We start from the raw sequence: 23920 nt of genomic DNA, 5'->3' as shown, positions 1-23920 counted from the left end.
TTTCAACAACAATCAAGAGTCAGGCCATTTGCCGGAAACCGGGCACGGAGCCTGAGGAACGACGTGATTTGAGCGACTGCTTTTTGGACAGCACTTCCCGGATCCTGCGAAGTTTCTCAGCCGGGGAAGAGTTTCCGTTGGAGTCGAGCTCCACAAAATCGATGGAATAAAAGAAATTGCTGCAATGCTTTCTGCGCTCAGTCACCAGGCCAGGCATTCCTTCGGCACGGATCTTGTCAAACGGCATATCCATGATCAGATCCAGCACCAGGGTATCGCCCGGGTTGAATACTTTGTCGGTTTTCATAACACACCCGTAGCCGTCCAGTTCATACAGGAAAGCCTCGACAAGCTCCTTTTTGAAAAGGCCCCGCCTGACTCGGAAACGGGCGACAAGATCCGGCAATGCTTCATTCATGGATTCAGGTTCTCTGGTGATTTCCGTATCCACAGCAAGCTGCCTCATTGGGAGGCAGGTTGGATATTGATTAAACAATAGACACTGACTTTTGGTTTTGCAACGCCATCAGTGCCATACGATACCCCCCTAAGGCAGTTTTTCAACAGCCTGGTCTGGCTGCTCGGGCAAAATCACTTGTTTTTCAGTTCGTACATATCAACACGGCGGTCTTTCAGGTTGGTAACGGACCCCTCGTTACGCACCAGCATCAGCTTTTCCAGATCCATGTCTGAGAACATGATCATCTCGGTATTCGGCGTTGTCTCCGCCATCACCGCATCGTGGGGGAAGGCAAAGTCAGACGGCGAGAATACGGAGGACTGGGCATACTGGACGTCCAGGTTCTCAACTTTCGGCAGATTACCGACGCTGCCGGTGATTACCACATAACACTCGTTTTCAATTGCCCGGGCCTGGGCACAGTGACGAACACGCAGATAACCGTTCTTGGTATCCGTCCAGAAGGGCACGAGGATAATGTCTACATCCTGGGCCGCTGCCATACGGCCAAGCTCTGGAAACTCGATGTCGTAGCAGATCATGATGGCGACCCGGCCGGCGTCGGTTTCGAACACCTTGAACTCGTTGCCACCTTCAATGACCCAGTCACGGCGCTCGTGGGGCGTGATGTGGATCTTGCGCTGCTCGTCTACCCGGCCATCACGGTGGCAAAGGTATGAGACGTTATACACCCGGTCGTCTTCAATCAGCGGCATGGAGCCGGTGATGATGTTTATGTTGTAACTGACTGCCATTTCAGACATTTCTTCCCGGAACTGCTGGGTAAACCCGGCCAGGAAACGAATGGCCCGGGTCTGGTCCATCTGGTCAGTCAGGCCCATCAGCGGCGCGTTGAAAAATTCCGGGAACAGGGCGAAGTCGCTCTTGTAATCAGACAGCGCGTCAACGAAGTACTCCACCTGTTTCAGCACTTCCTCCACGGAGGTGAATTCACGCATCTGCCACTGAACGGCACCAAGGCGAACCTGGGTTTTTTTAACGTTCAGAATCGACGAGGGCGGAGTATACAGAATATTCCGCCACTCCAGCAGCGTGGCGTAACCGAGGGATTTTTCGTCCTCCGGCAGGTATTTGTGCATCAGCCGGGTAACCTGGAAATCGTTCGAGAGCTGAAAACTCAGGATCGGGTCGTAGATTTCCTTGCGGTCCACCCGCTGAATGTATTCTTCCGGTGAGTACTGCTCGGCATACTTGAAATAGTTCGGGATACGCCCGCCTGCGAGAATCGCCCGCAGGTTCATGGAACGGCAGAGCTCTTTGCGAGCTTCGTAGAGCCGACGGCCCAGGCGATAACCGCGGTATTCCGGGTGGATGAACACATCCAGCCCGTACAGCGAATCGCCATTGGAGTTATGCCAGATTTTTTCGTTCCGGAGAATCAGGTCGTCGTAGGTGTGGGGGTTACTGAACCGTTCGTACTTCACGAGTACTGTAAGCGCTACCGCCACCAGTTGCCCGCTTTCCTCAATACAGATCTGCCCGTCCGGGAACTGCTCTACCAGTGCCTTTATGGTTTCCCTGGGCCAGGCACCCCCGATGTCATCGTAGACCCGGTCCATCAGTTGCTGAAGCTGGCCATAGTCCTCAAGCTTCAGATTCCGGAGGTTAAGATGCAGTTCTTCATGGGCCATTCAGTTTGGCTCCCGTTCAAATAAAAAGAGAAAAAAGGGCTGAACCCCCAATACTGTGAAAGTTTATCAGAAGCCGCTAAAGACTTCGCATAATGGGCCGAAACAAGATTTAACGGACATGAATTCCTGCAGGGTGTCCTATCCGCCGCTTTTCCGCACCCCCACCTTCTTACCAACCTCGGTAACGGAGGAGCTGAACTCCTCGGTTAACCGCATTATCGGGTAAGGAAGAAGGGGCTCAACGCTGAGGCCTGAACCTCAGGCCCTATCCAGGCCTGCGATTGTTTCCAGGAAAATCTCGCCGTATTTCCCGAGCTTCGCGGCGCCCACACCACTGACTTCCGCAAGTTCTTCCAGCGTGCGTGGTTTGCGCTCGAGCATGCCGAGCAGGGTGGTGTCGTGGAAGATCACATAGGGAGGCACGCCCTGTTTGTCCGCGAGGGCCTTGCGGCAGGCTCGCAGCGCTTCCCAGCCGGCCTGGTCGGTGACCTGGTCTTTTACCGGTGCACTGGCGCGGCCACCGGCGGAGCGGTTTGAGGTTTTTTTGGCCACCGGGTCTTTACGCAGCTTGATGGCCTGCTTACCCTTCAGCAAGGGTCGGCACTGTTCGGTTAGCTGCAACGCGCCATAGCCGTCCCGATCTGCCCGCAGGTAACCGTTTGCCACCAACTGCCTGAATACCGATTTCCATTCGCTAACACTGAGCTCGGTTCCAATCCCATAGGTCGATACCTGATGGTGTCCCGTCTGCAGGATGCGTTCGTTTTCCGAGCCCCTGAGCACATCAATCAGATAAGTCACACCGAAGCGCTGGCCGGTGCGGAATACGCAGGACAGCGCCTTCTGCACGGCAACGGTTCCGTCCCAGGTTTCCGGTGGGTTCAGGCAAGTATCACAGTTGCCACAAGGTGCATCAAGCTGGTCGCCGAAGTAGCGCAGAAGCACCTGCCGACGGCAACTGGTGACTTCGCAAAGGCCCAGCATGGCATCCAGCTTCTGGCGTTCTACCCGCTTGAACTGGTCGTTGCCCTGGGAACCCTCAAGCATCTGCCGCAGCTTGATCACATCCTGCAAGCCGTAGACCATCCAGGCGGTGGAGGGCTTGCCGTCGCGTCCGGCCCGTCCGGTTTCCTGATAATAAGCTTCCAGGCTTTTCGGCAGGTCCAGGTGGGCTACAAAGCGTACGTCAGGTTTGTCAATGCCCATGCCAAAGGCAATAGTGGCGACAATAATGACACCGTCTTCCCGCAGGAACCGTTCCTGGTGATGAGCCCGCTGCTCACCTGAAAGCCCGGCGTGGTAGGGCAGAGCGGTGTAGCCCTTCTGGGTGAGGGTTTTTGCCGTGGCATCCACCTTGTTGCGGGAAAGGCAGTAGACAATACCGCAGTCACCTTCGTGTTCTGCTTTAATGAAATCCAGTAACTGTCTGCTGGCGTTTGTCTTTGGTGCGATACGATATTGAATATTGGGGCGGTCGAAACCACTGACGAAGTGCTTTGCCGTGGTAAGCGACAGCCGTTCTGCAATCTCCCTGCGGGTGCGCTCATCGGCGGTTGCTGTCAGTGCGATCCGTGGAATGCCGGGAAAAGCCTCCGCCAGCATACTCAGTTGCAGGTAATCGGAGCGGAAATCGTGGCCCCACTGGGCAACACAGTGGGCTTCGTCAATGGCAAACAGAGCGATGGAGGCATTGTGCAGCAGCTCGATGGTGCGTGGCTGAATCAGCCGCTCCGGGGCGCAGTAAAGCAGATCCAGTTCGCCGGTCATCAGCGCGTATTCGGTGGCGCGGGCCTGCTCGAAATCCATGGTGGAGTTGAGGAATGCGGCTTTTACGCCCAATTCCTTCAGGGCCGCGACCTGGTCCTGCATCAGTGCGATCAGCGGCGAGATGACGATAGCCGTTCCCGGCCGAACCAGGGCCGGAACCTGATAGCAAAGCGATTTGCCGCCCCCGGTGGGCATCAGTACCAGGGCATCCCGGCCTTCCGAAACTTCCCGGATAATGTCACCCTGCAGCGGCCGGAAGGTTTCATAACCGAAGATTTCGTGCAGAACCTGTTCCGGATCCCGGCCTGAAGAGGTGGGGCGTTCGGCGGAAAGCTGTTCGAAGTCCTGATCAAGATACATAGGGTAACCGGTTAGCCGGCAGGGAGCCGGTGTTTTGGTGCGGGTAAAATGCCCTGTTCGGCACGGTGGCCAATGATATCAGAATAACCCTGGCGATTGGCCAGCAAACCGGGTGTCCGGATGGAGGCAAAGTGGTGGAAGAAACGCTACAATACCGCGTTTTTAACCACCGGTTCACACCATACTGTGACAGACACTGATAATAACAGGGTTTCCATGCAGGAATTTGATGCCATCCGTCCCTATTCGGACGAAGAAACCGGCGCTGCTATTCACCGCCTGGTCAATGATCAGGAATTTCTGGATATGGTCGGTCGATTCAAGTCACCAACTCTTGCCCGCTGGGCGCCTGCCATCCTGCGGGTGTTTACCCGCCGCTGGCTGGCCAGCCATTTCGGCCATTACAGTCGAATCGATGACTTGCAGGCAGGGCTCTCCGGCTACGTTGGTGAACTGGTGGACAACACCACCACACGGGTAACCACCAGTGGTCTGGAAAACCTTAGCAAACACAGCGCCCACCTGTTCATTTCAAACCACCGGGACATTGTGTTTGACCCGATGGTGGTAAACTATCTGCTGTTCCAGAATGGTTTCCACACCACCCGGATTGCCATTGGCGACAACCTGTTGGCAAACCCGGTATTTGCCGAAATGATGCGGCTGAACAAGAGTTTTGTCGTACGCCGTAATATGACCAGCCCGCGGGAAATGCGGGACGCCTACATCACCCTCTCCGGTTTCATCAACCATAGCATCGAAACTAACCACAGTATCTGGATTGCGCAACGTGAAGGCCGTGCCAAGGATGGCCTTGATTGCACCGATCCGGCCATCGTCAAAATGTTCTACATGAGCCGCAAGAAAAGCGGACTCAGTTTTGCGCAGGCCATGAACCGGCTGCACATTGTGCCTGTCTCCATTGCCTACGAATACGACCCTTGCGATGCCGACAAGGCCCAGGAACTGGAAGCCCGGGCCCGCACCGGCAGATACATCAAGCGCGAAGGTGAGGACACCGAACAGATCATGAGGGGCCTGACCGGCTTCAAGGGCCATGTGCACGTGCATTTTGGTGCTCCCATCCATGATTCACCGGAGAATCCAAAGGACCTTGCAGCCCGGATAGACCAGGAAATGCACGCCAATTATCACCTTCATGCCTCAAATCTGGTGGCTTATCAGCAGCGAGGACTCCACCCCGGGGCCCACGCCATACCCGATACCGTGAGCGATGCCGTGGTAACCGCTGAAACCTGGTCGCCAGCGGAAATGGAGGCGGCCGAGGCGGAAATGGAGCGGCGCCTGGATGCCTGTGACCCGGCGATTCGACCCTACCTGCTGGATATGTATGCCAATCCGGTGGTGACGGCCCTTGAAGCCAACGCCGGGAAGAACAACGGTTCCGAATGACCCGGCCTTACTTTTTTTCTGACAAGAGGTAGTCCAGTGCAAGATCTTCAGTATATTGAACTCGAGACCAGGAAAAACCCGACTGCGGCCGTTATATGGCTCCATGGCCTTGGCGCCAGCGGCCACGACTTTGAGCCGGTTGTGCCTGAACTTGGCCTGCCGGAGGATGCGGCGGTGCGATTTATTTTCCCTCACGCCCCCAACCTGCCGGTCACCATCAACGGCGGGATGACCATGCCGGCCTGGTATGACATCAGGGCAATGGACATCGACCGGGTGGTGGATACCGAACAGCTGATGGCATCGGCCAGGGCTGTCGGCAAACTGGTGCAACGGGAAATCGAAAAGGGCATTCCCGCCCACCGGATTATCATCGCCGGCTTTTCCCAGGGCGGGGCGGTGGCCTACGAGCTCGGGCTCAGCTACCCGGAACGCCTCGGTGGCATTCTGGCGTTATCCACCTATTTCGCCACCGCGGATTCCGTTCAGCGTTCAGAGGCGAATGCCAATGTTCCCATCAGCGTGTACCACGGCACTTTCGATCCGATGGTGCCGGAATCGCTGGGTGTGCGCAGCGTCGAAACCCTGAAAAACATGGGCTACAGCCCGACGTACCAGACCTTCCCCATGGAGCACAGTGTGTGCCTCGAGGAAGTGCTGGATATTGGCCGCTTCATCCGCCGGCACGTTCTGTAAGACCTGCCATGCACGGGCTCAGACCCAGAGCATGGCGCCCATTTCCAGCGGATGGGTTAACGCCTCGTGATGCGGATACATCCGCAACCTGAGGGTTTGGAGCCCGGGGTAGGGAGGCCGGACCCGGGCGACAAATACCGTCCTGCCATCCGCTTCACTTTCTTTTTCAAGAAAGAAACTGCCTGGCCCAGGGTTCTCGTGGGTTCCCGTGCACTCCGGGCTGACCAGGCATTCGACCCGCACATCGTCTGCGCCCAGGCCATTGAGTAATGCCTCCACCCGGAGCTCAACAGTGTCGTTGTGGGGGCAGCGAGCCTCAACACAGCCCACCACGTGTAATTCAACACCCGGCCACGCCTGCCGTACCTTCGCTTTCCAGTCCGCCAGCCTGGTGGCCACCTTGCCACCATCGGCCATCAGCAGGGCTCCCTGGCTTGAGGCCGGCTGATAATAGTTGGTGACGTAATCCATCACCATGCGTTGGCTGTTGAATCGGGGTGTAATCGTTTTCATGGAGGTTTTCGAGCGTTTTACCCAGCCCTTCGAGAAGCCCTGAGAGACCCGTTCGTAATAGAGCGGAACCACCTCAAGCTCCAGTAGATCCAGCAGATCCCGGGCTTCCTCTTCGTTACGGAATTCGGCATCCAGCTCCGTGTCCCTGGGCGGAATCGCCCAGCCGTTCTTGCCGTCGTAACCTTCACCCCACCAGCCATCAAGCACGCTGAGATTCAGTGCACCGTTGAGAGCGGCTTTTTCACCGGAGGTTCCGCTGGCTTCCTTTGGGTATTCCGGCGTATTCAGCCAGACATCCACGCCACTGAGCAGGCGTCTCGCCATGGCCTGGTCGTAATCCTCCAGAAGGATCAGGTGCCCCATGAGCGAGGGGTGCATGGAAAGATCGTGAATCACCTTGATAAGGCGCTGGCCGGGCTTGTCCCGGGGGTGGGCCTTGCCGGCGAAAACCAGAACAACCGGGCGATCCGGATTGGTGAGAATTCGCTCCAGCCGGTCAAGGTCGGAGAAGATCAGAGTGGCGCGTTTGTAGGTGGCAAACCGCCGGGCAAAGCCGATCACCAGGGTGTCTTTTTCCGAAGAAATCAGCTGCCGGGTCATCCTGTCGGTAACCGAATGGCCGGTTCCGTTGCGTTTGTGCTGGCGTCTCAGGCGGCGGACAATATACTCGCCCATCTGTTGCTTGAGGGCTTTATGCACACTCCAGTAGTGATAATCCGGAATCTGATCGATAAATTCCCAGAACTGCTGGTTTCTCAGCTCACTCTTCCAGGTGGGGGCCTGGATATCGAACAGGCTGGACCATTCCGGCGCCAGAAAGGTGGGAACATGCACGCCGTTGGTGATGTAGCCAAGCGGGTTTTCTTCCGCCGGCACCTGGGGCCAGATATCCCCCTCCATATGAGAGGCCACGCCACCGTGGATGCGGCTGACACCGTTGTGGAAACGTGAGCCCCGCAGGCCCAGGCTGGTCATGTTAAAGGTGTCACCGCGCGCTTTGGCCCCCAGGGCAAATACCGTTTCGAAGTCCAGCCCCGATTCCTCCAGGTAATGCCCGAGGGCGTGGTGAACCAGATCCCTGGGGAAGATGTCGTGGCCGGCTGCTACAGGCGTGTGGGTGGTGAACAGGGTGGCGCCGGCAACGGCTTCCAGTGCGGCTTCAAAATTCAGCCCCGAGGCCATGATGTGCCGGCAACGTTCGAGAATCTGGAACGCAGCATGACCCTCGTTGATGTGCCACACCGTCGGTTTCAGGCCCAATGCCTCCAGCATCCGGGTTCCACCGATGCCCAAAAGCATCTCCTGGCTGATCCGGGTGGACTCGTCGCCTCCGTATAGCTGAAGAGTCAGTTCCTGGTCTTCGGGGCTGTTTTCCTCTGTGTGGCTATCCAACAGGTACAAACGGATGTGACCGACCCGGGCTTCCCAGACCCGCGCAACCACGTTGCGGCCGGGGAAAGGCACGGACACCTTGAGCACTTCGCCGTCCTTTTCCACCGGCGTTATCGGCAGTTCATCACTGGAATGGGACTGGTACCGGGCGATCTGCTGCCCCAGGGCGTCGATACTCTGGATGAAATACCCCTGCTGGTACAGCAGGCCAACAGCCACGAAAGGCAACGCCAGATCACTGGCGGCCTTGCAATGATCGCCCGCGAGAATGCCCAGGCCTCCCGAGTAAATAGGGAAGCTCTCATGGAAACCAAATTCGGCACAGAAGTAGGCCACCAACGTCTTTTCCGGATCCAGCTTTTCGGTGACTTCCGGCCCGGGACCTGCTTCAAGGTAGGCATCGTAACTGCTCAGTACCCGGCGGTATTCGGCCAGGAATGCCCGGTCCTCCGAAGCCTCATCGAGCCGGTCCTGGGCCACCCGGCGAAGAAACAGCTTTGGGTTATGCTCAACTTTCAGCCAAAGCCGGAGGTCGATCCGGGCGAGCAGGCTGCGAACGCCGTGATCCCAGCTGTAAAACAGATCGTTGGCCAGCTCTTCAAGACGCTCCAGCGCCTCGGGAATAATGGGGTGGGCCTCAAGTCGGAATTCCGTCGCTTTATGCATGTTGATTGTCTCCAGCGGGCACAGGCTCCCACTAATCCTGCGGTTGAAGTTGACGTTCTTTCAGAATGTTCCGGTAGAGGTCACCATAATCGAGGGCCCGCCGCTTCCAGGAATAGTCCGTTGCCATGCCATTTTGCTGCAACCGGCGCCACTGTTTGCGCTGGCTGAAATACGCCAGTGCACGGTTGACCGCTCCCAGAAGTGCCGGGACGCTGGCCTCACTGAACCGGAAGCCGTTGGCCTTGTCGATGCCGACTTCCTGCGGGTCGTTTACAGTGTCTGATAAACCGCCAACCCCGTGCACCACGGGAACCGTGCCGTAGCGCATGCTGTACATCTGGTTAAGACCGCAAGGCTCGAACCGGGAAGGCATCAGGAACAGATCGCAACCGCCGGTGATTCGGTGGGATAGCCCCTCATCGTAACCGAGGGTCAGGGACATCTGCCCTGGCCATTGCCTCGCCATCAGTTTCAGGGCTTCCTCGTAGCGGGCCTCACCGGATCCGAGAACCACAAACTGGCAGCCCTGTTCCAGCAATTCAGGCATCGCCGCAATCAGCCAGTCCACGCCTTTTTGTTCTACCAGCCGGCCGATAAACCCCAGCAACGGTCGGCCGTTGACCTCAAGGCCCAGTTCCTGCTGAAGTCGGGCCTGGCACTGGGCTTTGTTCTTAAGGTGTTCCCGCCCGTAGTGAAAGGCAAGCTCGGGATCTTCCTCCGGATTCCATACGCGGGTATCAATGCCGTTGAGAATGCCCGTTAACGCCGCCCGCCGGTGCCGGAGCAGGCCGTCAAGGCCACAGCCAAATTCCGGGGTCTGGATTTCACGGGCATAACCGGGGCTGACGGTGGTAATGCGATCACTGAACACCAGGCCGCCCTTGATGAAGGACAACTGGTCGTGGAATTCCAGTTGGTCCAGCCGCCAGAGTGAATCCGGCAACCCCAGGGCCCGGAAGGTTTCGTGAGAGAAAATGCCTTGGTAGGCGAGATTGTGGATCGTGAAAACGGTGCCCGGCCGATCCTGGCAGGGTTCCATAAAGACCGGAATAAGCCCGGTCTGCCAGTCATTGCAGTGAACCAGGTCCGGTTTCCAGGTGACCCCGGCATCGCCCGTGGCCATCATGGCGCCGACTCTGGCAAACAGCGCGAATCGATGGGCGTTGTCCCACCAGTCTTTTCCGTCATCGTTTTTGTAGGGGTTTCCTAGCCGGTCAAACAGGGCCGGACAGTCCACCAGCCAGAGCGTTACCGCCGTGCCAGGGAGCCGGGTCTGCCAGAGGCTGACATTGTATTGCCCGAGCTGGAACCGGGACTTTCTTCGGGAACCGGCTTTTCTGGCGGCTTCCAGGGCATCCGGATACCCCGGCAACAGAATCTGGACATCGTATTCGAGCCGGCAGAGTGCCTCTGGCAGGCTGGCTGAGACATCGGCAAGACCGCCGGTTTTCACCAGCGGGTAGACTTCACTGGTGGCGAACAGAACCCGGATCATGAGGCCGGCCTCAGGACAATCGCGCCCAGTGGCGGCAGAGTCAGTTCCAGTGACCAGTTGCGGTTCATCCAGGGTTGTTCGTCCGCCGCCATGGGAAAGGGGTTGCCCAGGTTGCTGCCGCCATAGTACTCGGAATCTGAACTGAAGATTTCAAGCCAGGTCCCACCCTGGGGTAATCCGATGCGGTAGTAATGCCGGGGTATCGGCGTGAAATTGACCACAATTACCGAGGTTTCGCCTTTGACGCTGCGCAGGAAACTGATCACGGACTGAGGTGAGTCGTGGCAGTCAATCCATTCAAAGCCTTCAGGCCTGAAACACTCGCCGTGCAGCGACACTTCCCGGCGATAGAGGCCGTTGAGATCCTGCACCAGGCGTTTGAGGCCCTGATGTTCCGGATAGGCCAGCAGCGACCAGTCCAGTTCCCGTGATTCACTCCACTCCCGGCGCTGGCCGAATTCGCCGCCCATAAACAGCAGCTTGGCACCGGGATAAGCGTACATGTAGGTGAACAGTAATCGTAACGAGGCGCGCTGCTGCCACTCGTCTCCCGCCATCTTGTTGATCAGGCTGCCTTTACCATGGACCACTTCATCGTGGGACAGTGGCAGCAGGAAATTCTCGGTGAACGCGTAGAGCAGGCCGAAGGTCAGTTTGTCATGGTGGTACTGGCGGTAAACAGGGTCCTGCTGGAGGTAATCCAGCGTGTCGTGCATCCAGCCCATGTTCCATTTCAGGTTGAAGCCGAGGCCGCCGATTTCCGGCGGGCGGGTAACCCGTGGCCAGGAAGTGGATTCCTCGGCACAGACCAGGGTTCCCGGGAAACGGCTCTGGCAAACGCGGTTCAGTTCCCTCAGAAACTCGATGGCTTCCAGATTCTCATGGCCACCATGGACATTCGGCAACCATTCGCCTTCCTTGCGGGAGTAGTTCAGATACAGCATTGAAGCCACCGCATCCACGCGCAAACCGTCGATGTGGAAGGCGTCGAGCCAGAACAGGGCGCTGCCGATCAGGAAATTCCGGACCTCATGTCGGCCGTAATTATAGATCAGCGTGCCCCAGTCCTGGTGCTGGCCCTTGCGCGGGTCTTCGTGCTCGTAGAGCGCGCTGCCATCAAAACGGGCGAGGGCATGCTCGTCGGTGGGAAAATGGCCGGGCACCCAGTCCAGAATAACGCCGATGTTGTGGCGATGACACTGGTCCACCAGATAGCGCAGGTCGTCCGGGGTGCCGAACCGGCTGGTCGGCGCATAGTAGCCGGTGGTCTGGTAGCCCCAGGACTCATCCAATGGGTGCTCGGTAACCGGCAGCAGTTCGATGTGGGTAAAGCCCAATTCCAGCACGTAAGGAATGAGCTGGTCGGCAAGCTCGCGGTAGGTCAGCCAACGCCCGGAGCCGTGGTGGCGCCAGGAGGCGGCATGTACCTCGTAGATTGAAATCGGTGAGTCCTGCCAGTTCCATTGGCCCCGCCGGGCGATCCAGTCTCCGTCTCCCCAGCCAAAGTGGCCACGCTCAGTCACCACGGCGGCGGTGGCAGGCCTCAGCTCAAAGGCCTGGCCATAGGGGTCGGTTTTCAGCAGTTGGATACCCTTATCGGTGGTTATGGCGAATTTATAGAGGGTTCCGGTGCCGATACCGGGAATGAAGCATGACCATACCCCCATGCCTTCATGCAGGCTCATGCCGTGGGTGCTGGCATCCCAGTGATTGAAATCTCCGACAACGCTGACCGCTTTGGCCTGGGGAGCCCACACCGCAAACCGGACTCCCTCAGCGCCCCGGCGTTTGCAGACGTGAGCGCCCAGTACATTGTAAATGTGCCAGTGCCTGCCTTCGGCAAAGAGATGAAGATCGAATTCGCTGAGCGTTGGACTATCCATAGACCGTGCTTGTCCTAACCAGATGGAGCTTCCATTTGACGTTATTGAGCCTGTTAAAAAAAATGACCTCAAACAAGTTTACGTCATAATTCCATGATAGTGTTCTAATATAATTACAGACGCCAAAAACGTAAAACCCCTTGCGGTTGAACGACCGGTCACAGGAAATTTTTCTTCAGGGAAGCAACCATGCAAACGGCCAAGCGTTTCGTCAGTCGCCTTACTCGCCAAACTCTCGCGTTGGTGCTTGCCGGAGGCCGGGGCTCCCGCCTTCATGATCTCACCAATTGGCGGGCCAAGCCGGCGGTTCCCTTCGGCGGAAAGTTCCGGATCATCGATTTCCCACTGTCGAACTGCATCAACTCAGGCATTGGCCAGGTTGGAGTGATCACCCAGTACAAATCTCACTCCCTGATCCGGCATATCCAGCGCGGCTGGGGATTCCTTCGAGGTGAACTGGACGAATTCGTTGAGCTGCTGCCTGCCCAGCAGCGCATCGAAACCTCCTGGTACGAGGGAACGGCCGACGCCGTGTTGCAAAACCTTGACATCATCCGCAGCCACGCCCCGGAATACGTGCTAATCCTGGCTGGTGACCATGTCTACAAGATGGACTATGGCACCATGCTGGCCGCCCATGTTGAGAATAACGCCGATATCACCGTGGGTTGTATCGAGGTGCCCATTGATGAAGCCTCGGCGTTCGGCGTGATGTCGGTCGACGATGAACTCAGGGTCACTGAGTTCGTGGAGAAGCCGGAACAACCCAAATCCATGCCCGGCCAGCCTGGCAGGGCGCTGGCTTCCATGGGCATCTATGTGTTCAGTACCCAGGTACTGTTCGATGAGCTGATGCGCGATCACAAGATGAACGGCGACTCATCCCACGATTTCGGCAAGGATATTATTCCCTCTGTGATCAAGCGTCTGCGGGTGGCGGCTTTTCCGTTCCGGGACCCGGTAAGCAACAAGCCCGCGTACTGGCGGGATGTCGGCACTATTGACGCCCTCTGGCAGGCCAACCTGGAGCTGATTGGCATCAGTCCTGAACTGAACCTCTACGATTCCCACTGGCCTATATGGACGTACCAGGAGCAATTGCCGCCGGCGAAGTTCATCTTCGATGATGAGAATCGGCGGGGGACAGCCGTGGATTCCATGGTTGCAGGGGGCTGCATTGTCTCCGGTGCGATGGTGAGACATTCACTGCTTTTCTCGCAGGTTAGGGTTCATTCTTACAGTGATATCTCAGACTCGGTAATCTATCCGGACGTAAAGATTGGCCGCCACTGCCACATCCGCAATGCCCTGATTGATCGTGGCTGCCACATTCCGGAAGGGTCACGCATCGGTTTTGATGAAGTAGAGGATCGCAAGCGGTTCCATGTTTCTTCCAAAGGTATTGTGCTGATCACGCCCGAGATGCTCGGGCAGGATTACCCTCATGGCCTCTGACACGAAAACCCCGGTGGTGCTTTGCTGGCACATGCACCAGCCTTCCTATCAGGACATGCGCACAGGCCAGTTCCTGTTTCCCTGGGTGTATCTGCACACCATCAAGGATTACAGTGATATGGCAGCCCACCTGGAGCATGAGCCGGAGGCAAAAGCCGTGGTCAACTTCGCCCCGGTTCTGCTTGAGCAGATTGAAACCTACCTCATTCAGATTGAGCGATGGCGCCATGGCGCCGGGGAGATCGGTGACCCACTGCTCGCGGCACTGGTAGCGGAGGAACTGCCCGAAACCGGCACACCGGCGTTTTTGGGCCTGATGGAGAAATCCCTGCGGGCCAATCCGGATCGTATTATCGGACGCTACCCAGCGTATGCGCGGCTGGCTGAGCTGGCCGATGTCTTTCGCAAAAAGCCGGAACTGCAGCGATATATTTCCAGCCGGTTCCTGTCGGATCTGCTGGTCTGGTATCACCTGGGGTGGATGGGTGAAACCCTGCGCCGTGAAAACCATTGCATTCGGAGCCTTCAGGAAAAGGGCCAACATTTCTCAATGGATGACCGCCGGGCCCTGCTGAATGTGATATTCGATGTGTTATCCGGTATCGGGCCGAGATACCGGCACCTGGCCCAGAAAGGTCAGGTTGAACTGTCTGTCAGCCCTTATACCCACGCCATGCTGCCGCTGCTGCTGGACCTGGGATCCGCCAGGGAGGCCATGCCGGAGATCACTTTACCCCAACACAGCCACTACCCGGGTGGTGAAGAGCGGGCCGGCTGGCAACTGAAGAAGGCAAAAGCGGTTTTCCAGCGCTTTTTTGGCATTGAGCCCACAGGCTGCTGGGCGTCCGAAGGCGGCCTCAGCCAGACCACACTGGGCCTGCTGGGTAACGAGGGATTCCACTGGACCGCCAGCGGCGATTCGGTGGCTCACAACAGCCTCAACCGGGCACGGGAAGAGAATCCCGATCTGCCGGATTCCGGCATTCACCAGCCGTACACCTTCGGTGATTCCCCGGTAACCGTTTACTTCCGGGACGATGGCCTGTCCGATCTGATCGGCTTCACCTACGCCGACTGGCACGCCAAAGATGCGGTTGGCGACCTGGTCTATCACATGGAAACCATCGCCGGGCAAGCCCGGGGCAAGTCCCGGCCGGTTATTTCCGTCATCATGGATGGGGAGAACGCATGGGAATACTACCCGGAGAATGGCTTTCATTTTCTGGATGAGCTCTACCGGGTACTTGCGCATCACCCAAAACTGAAACTGACCACCTACAGCGAACTGGTCGCACACCCGATTGCTGAACCCATTCGTCTGCCGCACCTTGTGGCCGGAAGCTGGATTTACGGCACCTTTTCCACCTGGATAGGCGACCCGGACAAAAACCGTGCCTGGGATCTGCTCTGCGAGGCAAAAAATCACTATGATCGGGCAATGGATAACGGCAGTCTCAATGCGGAGCAGAAAGAGTCTGCGAAAGAACAGTTGGCGATCTGCGAGGGCTCTGACTGGTTCTGGTGGTTCGGGGATTATAACCCGGCCCAGATCGTCAGTGACTTTGAACACCTGTACCGCCGGCACCTGGTGAACCTGTATGAGATGATCGGTTATCCGGCCCCGCCGTCGGTGTTCCAGCAGTTAAGCCAGGGCAGTGGGGAACCGGCACGGGGAGGCACCATGCGGCCGGGGCACGAAGCGGATAAGCCGGTATGACTTCGAGCAACTCCGATGATCTTTTCAGTACCCGGCGGGCCGGTGTTTTGCTTCATCCAACCTGCCTGCCAGGATCCTGGGGGGTTCTTGGCGCAAGCGCCCGCACCTTTACCGATTTCCTGGCGGACTGCAGCCTGAGCATCTGGCAAACACTGCCCATCGGGCCAACTCATCGGGATCTCTCGCCTTATCAGTCATTGAGTGCCCATGCCGGCAATCCGGACTTCATAGACCTGTATGAACTCGTCGAGACTGGTCTTCTGGCAGACCGGGAACTGTCGCAGCCCGCGCCCGAAGTTCGCCACCACCTGCTTACCCTGGCTGCGAAGCGCTTTTTCAGCAGCGATGGTGGTGGCAGGAATGGACTCGACAGGGCTGCCTATCAACGCTTCCGGGCAGCCAACGATTACTGGCTGGACGATTTCTGCCTGTTCTGGGCGATTCGGGAGATTCAGGATTCACCGGGCTGGCTGCAATGGCCGGAACCGCTGAAAGACCGGGATAGGGGAGCCTTGCGTGACTTTGTTGACCAGAACCGCTCCCGGCTCGCACGGATCCGGTTCGAGCAGTTTCTGTTCCATTACCAATGGCAGGCGCTGCGAAACCACGCCCGGGAAAAGGGCGTTTTACTGTTTGGTGACATCCCCATTTTCGTTGCCCATGACAGTGCCGATGTCTGGGCTAACCGACACCTGTTCAAGCTTGATGAACGGGGTGAATCCACGGTGGTTGCCGGCGTACCGCCGGATTATTTCTCATCTGAAGGTCAGCACTGGGGCAACCCGCTCTACAACTGGGAGGCCATGGCGGCCGATGGATACCAATGGTGGCTGGAGCGACTGGAAAGCCAACGCCACCTGTTTGACCTGATCCGAATTGATCACTTCCGTGGCCTGCAGGCCTATTGGGAGATTCCGGCAGCAACACCAGAACCCAGGCATGGCTACTGGGCACCCGGCCCCGGCGCCCCTTTTCTCGACGCCTGTTTCACCCGGTTCCCCGACTTGCCCCTCGTCGCCGAAAACCTTGGCGTTATCAGTGACGATGTGGAAGGGCTACGCAAACGGTTCCGATTACCAGGGATGACGGTGATGCAATTCGGCTTTGACGGCAGCCCGGATAATCCGCACCTGCTGCACAATCATCATGCACGGGATATCGTGTACACGGGGACCCACGATAACGACACCACCCTTGGGTGGTACCAAAGCCTTGACGACCATACCCGCAGGTACGTTAACGATTATCTGGGAACCACAGGAGAGGGCATGCCGTGGCCCCTTATTGACGCGGCTTTCCGATCCGTGTGCTCGCTGGCCATTGTTCCCATGCAGGATTTTATGGGCCTTGGAACAGAGGCCCGGTTCAACACGCCGGGAACCGTGGTGAATAACTGGATATGGCAACTGGACTGGAATCTTTGCAAAAAGGAGCTGTCTAGGATTATTGCCGACTCGGTTCGGCAACATGGACGATGGGCGCCTCCCATGAGCTTGACTGTGTTTTGATCAACATCAAAGAGTCGCCCTCAAGAGTCCGATATAAGTACAGGCAGTTTTCAACAATTGGCGGTCTTGATCAGTCACTTGGGGAGGGAACATGGAACACAGACTCAGTAAACGCGTACATGGAAAGCTCAGCCTGCTGGTATATAAACGCGGAATGCCTGTGGCAACCGGTCAGGTCCGGAACGCCTCAAAGCGGGGCCTCTTCATTGCGACAGATTACACCGATGTGCAGTTAAACCAGACCGTCGAACTCGAATTTCGGTTTCCAGACAAACAGGAAAAGCAGGCGCGAAGACTTAAAGCCCATGTTGTGCGCAAATCCGATAAGGGGCTCGGTGTGGATTTTGAGGGCGTTGAGAACAACAGCTTCACCGTCTCCTCGTTAATCTGGTGGCTGAAAAAACACCCTGTGCCAATGAACTATTTTCCGGTTCACCGGCAAGCCTAACACCGCGGTCCTTGCCGGAATCCCTGAACGGTTTGTTTCAGCTGGTACTGGACCTGCGGTGGAACTATACTCTCGCTAAAATGACCCTCAGGTGCGCCAGAACGCCGGCGCAAGCATTATTATAACACTCAGGATTTCCAGGCGGCCCATCAGCATGCCTGCCGATAGCACCCATTTTGCGGCATCTGGCAGCGGCCCGAAATTCCCTGCCGGACCAATGATGTCACCGAGGCCCGGGCCAACATTAGTGAGCGACGTCAGGGCACCGGACAGCGCCGTTACGAAATCCAGCTGCATGGCCGCCAGGGCAACCGTTATCAGCAGCAGGCAAAGCAGGAAAATAAAGGTGTAGGCAATCATCGAAGAGATGATTTCATCACTCACAGAGCGACCATTGTACTTCCGGGTAAGCACCGCACGGGGGTGCAGCAGGCGCATCAGCTGTTCCCGAAGAATGATCAGCGACAGCTGGAACCGGAAAATCTTCATACCACCGGCGGTGGAACCTGAGCAGCCGCCCACGAACATCAGGAAGAAAAATAGCACAAACGCCAGTGGGCCCCAGGCGGAATAATCCTCGGAGGCGTAGCCGGTGGTTGTTACGACAGAGGTTACGTTAAACAGAGTGGCTGCATAGTCGTGGACCGGATGGAACGGCACAGGCGAAACCGTCCAGCGGTACAGGGTCAGCAGTAAAGGAACAAGAAAGAGAATCGTCAGAAACAGACGGACCTGCTGATCCCGGAAAAGTACGCCGTGCTGGCCGTGCAGCTCCCGCACAAACAGGAAGAAAGGCAGACTGCCAATGATCATGAAAAAGGTGGCTTCCACCAAGATCAGATCACTGAACTTGCCCATGGACATGTCGGAGGTAGAAAAACCGCCCGTTGCAATGCTGGTAAGCCCATGGTTGAACGCATCGAACAGTGTCATGCCGGAAACCCAGTAAGTCACCACAGCAATAATCGAGAACACCACATAGACAAAAAGAAGGCCCCGGCTCAGTGTCTTCATTCTAGGCAAGGCCTTATCCGTCCACTCCGAAGATTCCGTGGCGAACAGACGCATACCGCCTACGCGGAGAAACGGCAGGACCGCAACGAACATACCGATGATCCCGATACCACCAATCCACTGCAGGATCGAGCGCCAGATCAGCAGATCCTTATCCATTGCATCCAGACCACTGAGCACTGTTGCACCCGTAGTGGTAATGCCTGATGTGCCCTCAAAAAACGCATCTGCGGCGGAAATATCCAGAGCACTCAGGTAAAAAGGCAGAGAGGAAAGCAGCGCAATAATAAACCAGGACGAAACCGTAAGCACGAACATGTACCTTGGTTTCAGATCCCGTGGTTTTCGGTAGCTGAGGCCCATACCCAGAATCCCCAGGGCACAGGTAATAGCCGCCGATTCCGCAAACGCCATGGCGTTTGGCGTTTCGGAGCCGGCAAGCAAAATAACAGGCAATGTCATGAAAATACTCAGAAGCACAAACATGACGCTGACTATAAAAATAACGGGGTAAAGATTTCTCAATGGATGCTCGGGCCAGCTGATACCGGGAGACGGCGTCAGAATACCTGTGGCTTCGCGTTACCGCAAGGTAACACCGGGCTGATCGCAGAATTACCGGCAAATTAAATCATTGTAAATATCGGGTAAATGCGGATTTTTCCGATGGCAAATGTCGTGAGCCTGATGCAAGTTCAGTGTTGCTGCACCGAATTTTCCGGCAAAGGAGAAACCATAATGAAGCACGCACCTTCACTCGCCATATTTTTTGCGACTGGCCTGGCAGTTGCCGGCACTGCCGGCGCCCAGGATATCTACAAATCAGGCGTTGGCGGCCTCTATACCGGCCTGAATTACACCTTCATCAACCTTGAAAGCGGTAGCGCCGATGCCAATGTGGGCACGCTTTCAGCCAAGGTCGGCGTGATGGCCACGCCATTTCTGGGTATCGAAGCCCGGGGTGGTTTCGGGGTGGATGATGACCGGATTGGCGCAGCGGATTTTTCGCTGGACAATTTCTTCGGCGGCTATGCCACGTTTAACCTGGTCAACGAGTCTCCGATTACGCCTTATGCCATTCTTGGCTTCACCCGGGTCGAAATCGAAGTTGGCACGGCAACCGAGGATGAAACCGACGTTTCCTACGGCATCGGGATGAATATGGAGTTCGCACCGAACCTGTCCGGCAACCTCGAATATATGCGTTATTATGAAAATAACGATACCGAAATCGATGGTCTGGGCGTTGGCATTCAGTTCAACTTCTGAGACCCGATCACCGGGGAGACCGCTTGAACCATCTGGCTCACGTATTTCTTGCGCCTGATTCACCCGAAGCCCGGGTGGGCAGCATCCTCGGCGACTTTTCCCGGGGTGTCGATCTCTCGGCACTCCCGGACGCGGTGAGGCAGGGCGTTCGCCACCACCGGGCTGTCGACAGTTTTACCGACCAGCATCCGGACGTACTTGCCAGCAAACGGGTTTTCTCCCGGCAGCGCAGGCGCTTCGCCGGTGTTGCCCTTGATATCCTTTATGACCATTTCCTACTCAAACACTGGAGCCAATTCAGCGATATTGAACGGGAGCCCTTTATTCACCGGATCTACCAGGAGTTGCAGCAACACGAGCATCTGATGCCTGCACCCATGGCCCGGGTAACTCGCAGAATGGTCTGGCATGACTGGTTCGGGGCCTATAGGGATCTGCAGAGTGTGGGCTATGCCCTGGATCGGGTTGCCGGACGAATCCGCTTCCCGAACAACTTTGCCGGCATCATCATTGAGATCCGGGGGAATGAGACAGAGCTGGAACAACATTTTCTTTCTTTTTTCCCAAATTTACAGGAATTTGCAGGAGATATTGAATGAGATTTATAAACAAGGCAGGGCTAACCACAGCGCTGCTCTGTTTCTCAACGTTTCTGTATTCAGCGAATCCGGGCGAAAACAGCGACAGCCGTCCGCCGGAAGCCCTTGGTTATGTCGAATGGGTGGTTCTGCAAGACACCAGCCTCCGCCTTAAATCCCGCCTGGATACCGGCGCGAAAACCTCGTCTCTCCACGCTGTTAACGTCGAACCGTTCGATAAAGACGGCAAGGAATGGGTAAGTTTTCAGATTCCACTGGGTGATCACAAAGACCAGCCAACCGAGGGCGAACTGGACCATGAGGATATCACCCTGGAGCTTGAGCGGCCGATAGAACGAACGGTCCTCATTAAACGCAAAGGCGCGCCTTCCCAGAGGCGATACGTGGTACGTATGGAATTCTGCATTGCAGGCACCCCCCATGAAACACAGTTTTCACTGACCGACCGGAGCAAGTTTTCCTACCCGGTACTCCTGGGCCGGCGCTTCATGCGCGATGACAACATCCTGGTGGACTCCGCCGACGCATTTCTTGCCAAACGGGAGTGCGAGTACATGACGCTGGAAGAGCTGGCCGAAAAGCATCAGGCAAACGTGCTTGAGGAACTCAACTGATGTGATTCTGTGTGCGAAGGCCGGAGTAGAAGAAATCTCAATCGCAGGGACCGGGGTGCTCTTCCCAGCTTGCGAGCCTTTCCCGAAGAATAGCTTCTGCCTTGGGCGAACTGAACGCCTCCAGCGCCTCATCAATGATGGCTTTGTATCGACCACTCTCTCGTAGTGATGCCAAGCCCTTGTTGAACGCCTGAATCAGGCGGGCGGATTTGTCGTCGTTCCTTGAAAATGGCAAACGAAAGAACGACGTCCTGACGGGCTTCGGGTGAAAAGTGAGCCGGGATGCCGCAACAGGCCCCAATTGTTGCATAATCATAGTCTCGCCTACCACAGGGTCCATCGGGAACAGATCGATTCTTCCCAGGAGTAGCTTCTTTAAATTGGCAAGATCGGAGGTTGTCACATCACCGTAAACGAGCCCGCTTTTGATGACGTCGGCCAATGTCTCCCCATAGCTGTAATCCTGAGTAAGTCCGACGGTCATACCTTGAAGATCCGTCAAGGTTTCCCAGTCGAAATGTTGTCCGGCCCGGTAATAAAAATACCATCCGTAAGGAATCAGGGCCGCAGAGAACACGAACTCCCGGCTTCTATCTTCAGTACAGGACCACACCGCAGATGTTTCATAATCTGGTGAGTGAACCAGGGCCAGCGCTCTGGACCAGGGGAAGTAAGAAAACCTGACTTCAATTCCTTCAATCGCAAAAGACTCCCGGATGATCCGTGCAAGAAATCCACCACCCGGAAGATCTTTATCCAGATAGGGGGGCCAGTCCCCGGTCGTAATACGAACAGTTTCCGTGCTTCGGGTTATCGGAATGTGCAGCACCGTGGAAAAAAGCACAATCAGAAATACGAAGAACCATCCGCGCCTCATAATCGGCAGTGCCTCAAGCTGTGGTTAAGCTTAAGTTTAGACTACAGCGCCTACTTCGAAGAGCGAGCCGGCAGGAATGCAGGGCGCACCCACCAGGATCTGGAGTCTGAGTATTTCTGATCCTGACAGATGCGCCCTTAGTGAACTGAACCCTTCAACGAGCCTCTAGACGTAAAAGTCCAGATCCTCCTGAGCTTTCAGCAGGTCCCGCATCTTGATGGGATCGTCACCAAAGAAGAATACGAGACCCCAATGAGTACCGAAGGCCGACCGGTCAGGAACGGTCTCTTCTGTCGGTTCATGCAATTCGTGTGACTCGAAATAGGGATGCTCAATCGTTTCTTTGGGCATTTCCAGCTTGCTGACCACTCGACGCCGCGGGTACACACCGAAGCAACCTGCGTAGCCCTTCGCATCGACCACTTCGCGGGGGAAGAAGCCATCCACTTCCTCTTTGGTGCTTTTAGGATCGAATACCAGCATGGAAGCCTGGTAGGCGTTGAACCCGTATGCCCGCTCGATAAGCTCGAAAGCCTTGAACCCGGGCGGGCGATAGGCAACTTCCCCAAAATACATTTCGCCGTCTGCAGTGACGAAGTACTCGGGGTGAATCAGGCCAAACTGGATATCGAACGTTTTGATCAGCAATTCGATCTGCTTGGTGATCGCGTTACGCCAGCTCTCGAGTTGCTCGGTAGCGGGCACGAACACCGAATAGCCCAGCGTTACATACTCAGAAATGTTGAGAAACTTGATCTTGCTGTCGTGGATCCAGGCCTCAACGGCAAATTCCCAGCCACTGAGGTGACTTTCCATCAGCAGGGGATATTCTTCCGCAGGAATGTTGTCAATTTCTTCCACCGTGCGGATCATTCGGTGACCGAGGCAGCCGGCCTTGTCGAAGGCCTTGACGTGAATCGGATCATCCGGGTCACCATCAAGTTTCAGCAGCGTCTGGTTGACGCGCTTCATGAAGCGGACGATGTCCTCTTTCTCGTGCGCCTCTTCGAAAATCCCGACGCGAATGCCGCCAAGCTGGGCACGCCGCTTCATCAGAGCCTTGTCGCGAAACAGGATGGACTGCCCGTACATGCGAGGGTTGTTAAGGAGGACAGAGTTAATCGCCCCTGACCACTCGACGGTTTCCTCGAATAACGGTATGGCGACATCAACGCCTTCGGCCTTCAGCCTTTCGGCAATCTCCAGGGACCGATCATTCAACCGGATAAAATCCCACGGAATGAAAGGTATCTTGTTTGCGGTACAGAAATCCGTAGCCCACTCCGGAGCAACGACTATGTAGCGGCGGTCAAACTTTTGCGCCGCCTTGATAGCATTGACGCTCCAGCCAAGCAGGGCGATATAGCCTTTGTTCGGATTCTTGGGGGTTTCAGTCCCTTTAACCGAGTCCATGTCCGGATCGAGCCAGGCTTCAACCGCTTGGGGTAATTGCTTTTCTGATGTTATCGACATTCGATGTTCTCCTTGCTGGTTAACCCGGGAAAACTGCGCAGACATTCGAGCGCACCGGGTAAACGGAGCCTTCAGGCAGTGTCGTTTACAGGGGATTGAGTGACTCCGGGGCGAGGCGAGACACTTAAGTTCGTGAATTTCTCACCCGGCGGGATATCGCGGGTCACGTGTATCCCACCTATCAACATAGTCGGTCTGGTTACAAATAGAAACGAAAGCCCCCGGAATCATTTGCTTGTTGGACTGCAGGTTCTGGTAGCCGCCTACACCTGTGCATCTGAAAGCGGAGAAAGATATGCCAGCGTCAACGCGACAGGCTGCCGGATTCCAGGCACGAGGCGATGATTGCTGCCGTGAAGGAGGTCCGCTCAAAGCAGCGACGATAGCTACGGTTCCCGGCGAATTGTGGACGTCTACAAACTCAGGGGCGGTGCCGGCGCTGAAACACCCACAACTGCGCATAATGTATATTATGTTAAACGTCACGCACTGTATCTTTTAGTTCATGGGTTTTTGCTGGATTGGCCTGTAGCCTGCGTATTCCAGACCAAGGTTGCCACTGATTCCAGACGAAGCCTGCCACCCATTCCACGCGAAAGCTGCCACTGATTCCACGGCAAAGCTGCCACCCTGGCAGGCTGCCTGACTC

The 23920-nt window shown here is 56.4% G+C and carries 18 protein-coding genes; 9 read left to right on the top strand and 9 right to left on the bottom strand.

What is annotated here, in order from left to right; genetic code table 11:
- Window positions 1–19 precede the first annotated feature (19 nt).
- The 3 genes from QPL96_RS15470 to recQ all read right to left on the bottom strand — a co-directional run bounded on the left by QPL96_RS15470 (window position 20) and on the right by recQ (window position 4239).
- A complete protein-coding gene (locus QPL96_RS15470; protein WP_303288209.1) occupies window positions 20–418 on the bottom strand; it encodes a hypothetical protein in 399 nt (132 codons plus the stop codon).
- A gap of 173 nt (window positions 419–591) precedes the next feature.
- Window positions 592–2112 carry a bifunctional GNAT family N-acetyltransferase/carbon-nitrogen hydrolase family protein gene (locus QPL96_RS15465; RefSeq protein ID WP_303288208.1) on the bottom strand — a complete coding sequence of 507 codons (1521 nt, stop codon included), beginning with the start codon at window positions 2110–2112 and terminating at the stop codon, window positions 592–594.
- A gap of 258 nt (window positions 2113–2370) precedes the next feature.
- Window positions 2371–4239, bottom strand: a complete 1869-nt coding sequence (gene recQ / locus QPL96_RS15460; protein ID WP_303288207.1) for a DNA helicase RecQ — start codon at window positions 4237–4239, stop codon at window positions 2371–2373.
- Window positions 4240–4455: 216 nt separating this feature from the next.
- Between recQ and QPL96_RS15455 the strand changes: the two genes are divergently transcribed.
- The gene (locus QPL96_RS15455) at window positions 4456–5652 is read left to right on the top strand and encodes a 1-acyl-sn-glycerol-3-phosphate acyltransferase (protein WP_303288206.1); all 1197 of its coding nucleotides are present in this window, start codon (window positions 4456–4458) and stop codon (window positions 5650–5652) included.
- A 36-nt stretch (window positions 5653–5688) separates the two neighbouring features.
- The gene (locus tag QPL96_RS15450) at window positions 5689–6348 is read left to right on the top strand and encodes an alpha/beta hydrolase (RefSeq protein WP_303288205.1); all 660 of its coding nucleotides are present in this window, start codon (window positions 5689–5691) and stop codon (window positions 6346–6348) included.
- Between the two features lie 18 nt (window positions 6349–6366).
- Here the strand turns inward: QPL96_RS15450 and glgP are convergent, their stop codons facing one another.
- Genes glgP through glgB form a run of 3 tightly spaced genes read right to left on the bottom strand, consistent with a single transcriptional unit; the run spans window position 6367 to window position 12297 of the window.
- Window positions 6367–8919 carry an alpha-glucan family phosphorylase gene (gene glgP / locus QPL96_RS15445; protein WP_303288204.1) on the bottom strand — a complete coding sequence of 851 codons (2553 nt, stop codon included), beginning with the start codon at window positions 8917–8919 and terminating at the stop codon, window positions 6367–6369.
- Window positions 8920–8950: 31 nt separating this feature from the next.
- The gene (glgA, locus tag QPL96_RS15440) at window positions 8951–10414 is read right to left on the bottom strand and encodes a glycogen synthase GlgA (RefSeq protein WP_303288203.1); all 1464 of its coding nucleotides are present in this window, start codon (window positions 10412–10414) and stop codon (window positions 8951–8953) included.
- Window positions 10411–12297: a 1,4-alpha-glucan branching protein GlgB gene (gene glgB, locus QPL96_RS15435; protein ID WP_303288202.1), complete on the bottom strand. Its 1887-nt coding sequence runs from the start codon at window positions 12295–12297 to the stop codon at window positions 10411–10413. Before glgB ends, glgA begins: the two co-directional genes overlap by 4 nt.
- Before the next feature lie 189 nt (window positions 12298–12486).
- On the opposite strand from glgB, the gene glgC reads away from it, so the two are divergent.
- The 4 genes from glgC to QPL96_RS15415 all read left to right on the top strand — a co-directional run bounded on the left by glgC (window position 12487) and on the right by QPL96_RS15415 (window position 17425).
- Entirely contained in the window at window positions 12487–13752 is a 1266-nt protein-coding gene (gene glgC / locus QPL96_RS15430) for a glucose-1-phosphate adenylyltransferase (RefSeq protein WP_303288201.1), read from the top strand.
- Window positions 13742–15469: a glycoside hydrolase family 57 protein gene (locus QPL96_RS15425; RefSeq protein ID WP_303288200.1), complete on the top strand. Its 1728-nt coding sequence runs from the start codon at window positions 13742–13744 to the stop codon at window positions 15467–15469. The genes glgC and QPL96_RS15425 overlap by 11 nt, the downstream gene beginning before the upstream one ends.
- Window positions 15466–16977 carry a 4-alpha-glucanotransferase gene (malQ, locus tag QPL96_RS15420; protein WP_303288199.1) on the top strand — a complete coding sequence of 504 codons (1512 nt, stop codon included), beginning with the start codon at window positions 15466–15468 and terminating at the stop codon, window positions 16975–16977. Before QPL96_RS15425 ends, malQ begins: the two co-directional genes overlap by 4 nt.
- A gap of 91 nt (window positions 16978–17068) precedes the next feature.
- A complete protein-coding gene (locus tag QPL96_RS15415; RefSeq protein WP_303288198.1) occupies window positions 17069–17425 on the top strand; it encodes a PilZ domain-containing protein in 357 nt (118 codons plus the stop codon).
- Window positions 17426–17512: 87 nt separating this feature from the next.
- Here the strand turns inward: QPL96_RS15415 and QPL96_RS15410 are convergent, their stop codons facing one another.
- The gene (locus QPL96_RS15410) at window positions 17513–18925 is read right to left on the bottom strand and encodes a TrkH family potassium uptake protein (RefSeq protein ID WP_303288260.1); all 1413 of its coding nucleotides are present in this window, start codon (window positions 18923–18925) and stop codon (window positions 17513–17515) included.
- 252 nt (window positions 18926–19177) lie between these two features.
- Between QPL96_RS15410 and QPL96_RS15405 the strand changes: the two genes are divergently transcribed.
- The 3 genes from QPL96_RS15405 to QPL96_RS15395 are packed head-to-tail and all read left to right on the top strand — an operon-like array spanning window position 19178 to window position 20921.
- Window positions 19178–19708, top strand: a complete 531-nt coding sequence (locus tag QPL96_RS15405; RefSeq protein WP_303288197.1) for an outer membrane beta-barrel protein — start codon at window positions 19178–19180, stop codon at window positions 19706–19708.
- Window positions 19709–19731: 23 nt separating this feature from the next.
- Window positions 19732–20307 carry an ACP phosphodiesterase gene (locus QPL96_RS15400; RefSeq protein ID WP_303288196.1) on the top strand — a complete coding sequence of 192 codons (576 nt, stop codon included), beginning with the start codon at window positions 19732–19734 and terminating at the stop codon, window positions 20305–20307.
- Window positions 20304–20921, top strand: coding sequence for an ATP-dependent zinc protease (locus QPL96_RS15395; protein ID WP_303288195.1), 618 nt, complete (start codon window positions 20304–20306; stop codon window positions 20919–20921). Before QPL96_RS15400 ends, QPL96_RS15395 begins: the two co-directional genes overlap by 4 nt.
- Window positions 20922–20958: 37 nt before the next feature.
- On the opposite strand, the gene QPL96_RS15390 is transcribed toward QPL96_RS15395, so the two are convergent.
- Together QPL96_RS15390 and QPL96_RS15385 are read right to left on the bottom strand one after the other, a co-directional pair.
- A complete protein-coding gene (locus QPL96_RS15390; RefSeq protein WP_303288194.1) occupies window positions 20959–21798 on the bottom strand; it encodes an ABC transporter substrate-binding protein in 840 nt (279 codons plus the stop codon).
- A gap of 165 nt (window positions 21799–21963) precedes the next feature.
- Window positions 21964–23271, bottom strand: coding sequence for an acetyl-CoA carboxylase biotin carboxylase subunit family protein (locus QPL96_RS15385; protein WP_303288193.1), 1308 nt, complete (start codon window positions 23269–23271; stop codon window positions 21964–21966).
- Window positions 23272–23920 lie beyond the last annotated feature (649 nt).

This window comes from Marinobacter sp. SS8-8, from assembly GCF_030540945.1.
Classification (GTDB): Bacteria; Pseudomonadota; Gammaproteobacteria; order Pseudomonadales; family Oleiphilaceae; genus Marinobacter.
This window is presented reverse-complemented; position numbering and strand designations above follow the sequence as displayed.

What these genes read in the sequence shown, in the direction of transcription:
- QPL96_RS15425 (WP_303288200.1), top strand. Translation starts at nt 13,742, where the DNA reads ATGGCCTCTGACACGAAAACCCCGGTGGTGCTTTGCTGGCACATGCAC.
- QPL96_RS15390 (WP_303288194.1), bottom strand. Translation starts at nt 21,798, where the DNA reads ATGAGGCGCGGATGGTTCTTCGTATTTCTGATTGTGCTTTTTTCCACG.
- malQ (WP_303288199.1), top strand. Translation starts at nt 15,466, where the DNA reads ATGACTTCGAGCAACTCCGATGATCTTTTCAGTACCCGGCGGGCCGGT.
- recQ (WP_303288207.1), bottom strand. Translation starts at nt 4,239, where the DNA reads ATGTATCTTGATCAGGACTTCGAACAGCTTTCCGCCGAACGCCCCACC.
- QPL96_RS15415 (WP_303288198.1), top strand. Translation starts at nt 17,069, where the DNA reads ATGGAACACAGACTCAGTAAACGCGTACATGGAAAGCTCAGCCTGCTG.
- QPL96_RS15395 (WP_303288195.1), top strand. Translation starts at nt 20,304, where the DNA reads ATGAGATTTATAAACAAGGCAGGGCTAACCACAGCGCTGCTCTGTTTC.
- glgC (WP_303288201.1), top strand. Translation starts at nt 12,487, where the DNA reads ATGCAAACGGCCAAGCGTTTCGTCAGTCGCCTTACTCGCCAAACTCTC.
- glgB (WP_303288202.1), bottom strand. Translation starts at nt 12,297, where the DNA reads ATGGATAGTCCAACGCTCAGCGAATTCGATCTTCATCTCTTTGCCGAA.
- QPL96_RS15465 (WP_303288208.1), bottom strand. Translation starts at nt 2,112, where the DNA reads ATGGCCCATGAAGAACTGCATCTTAACCTCCGGAATCTGAAGCTTGAG.
- QPL96_RS15470 (WP_303288209.1), bottom strand. Translation starts at nt 418, where the DNA reads ATGAATGAAGCATTGCCGGATCTTGTCGCCCGTTTCCGAGTCAGGCGG.
- QPL96_RS15410 (WP_303288260.1), bottom strand. Translation starts at nt 18,925, where the DNA reads ATGTTTGTGCTTCTGAGTATTTTCATGACATTGCCTGTTATTTTGCTT.
- glgA (WP_303288203.1), bottom strand. Translation starts at nt 10,414, where the DNA reads ATGATCCGGGTTCTGTTCGCCACCAGTGAAGTCTACCCGCTGGTGAAA.
- QPL96_RS15455 (WP_303288206.1), top strand. Translation starts at nt 4,456, where the DNA reads ATGCAGGAATTTGATGCCATCCGTCCCTATTCGGACGAAGAAACCGGC.
- glgP (WP_303288204.1), bottom strand. Translation starts at nt 8,919, where the DNA reads ATGCATAAAGCGACGGAATTCCGACTTGAGGCCCACCCCATTATTCCC.
- QPL96_RS15405 (WP_303288197.1), top strand. Translation starts at nt 19,178, where the DNA reads ATGAAGCACGCACCTTCACTCGCCATATTTTTTGCGACTGGCCTGGCA.
- QPL96_RS15385 (WP_303288193.1), bottom strand. Translation starts at nt 23,271, where the DNA reads ATGTCGATAACATCAGAAAAGCAATTACCCCAAGCGGTTGAAGCCTGG.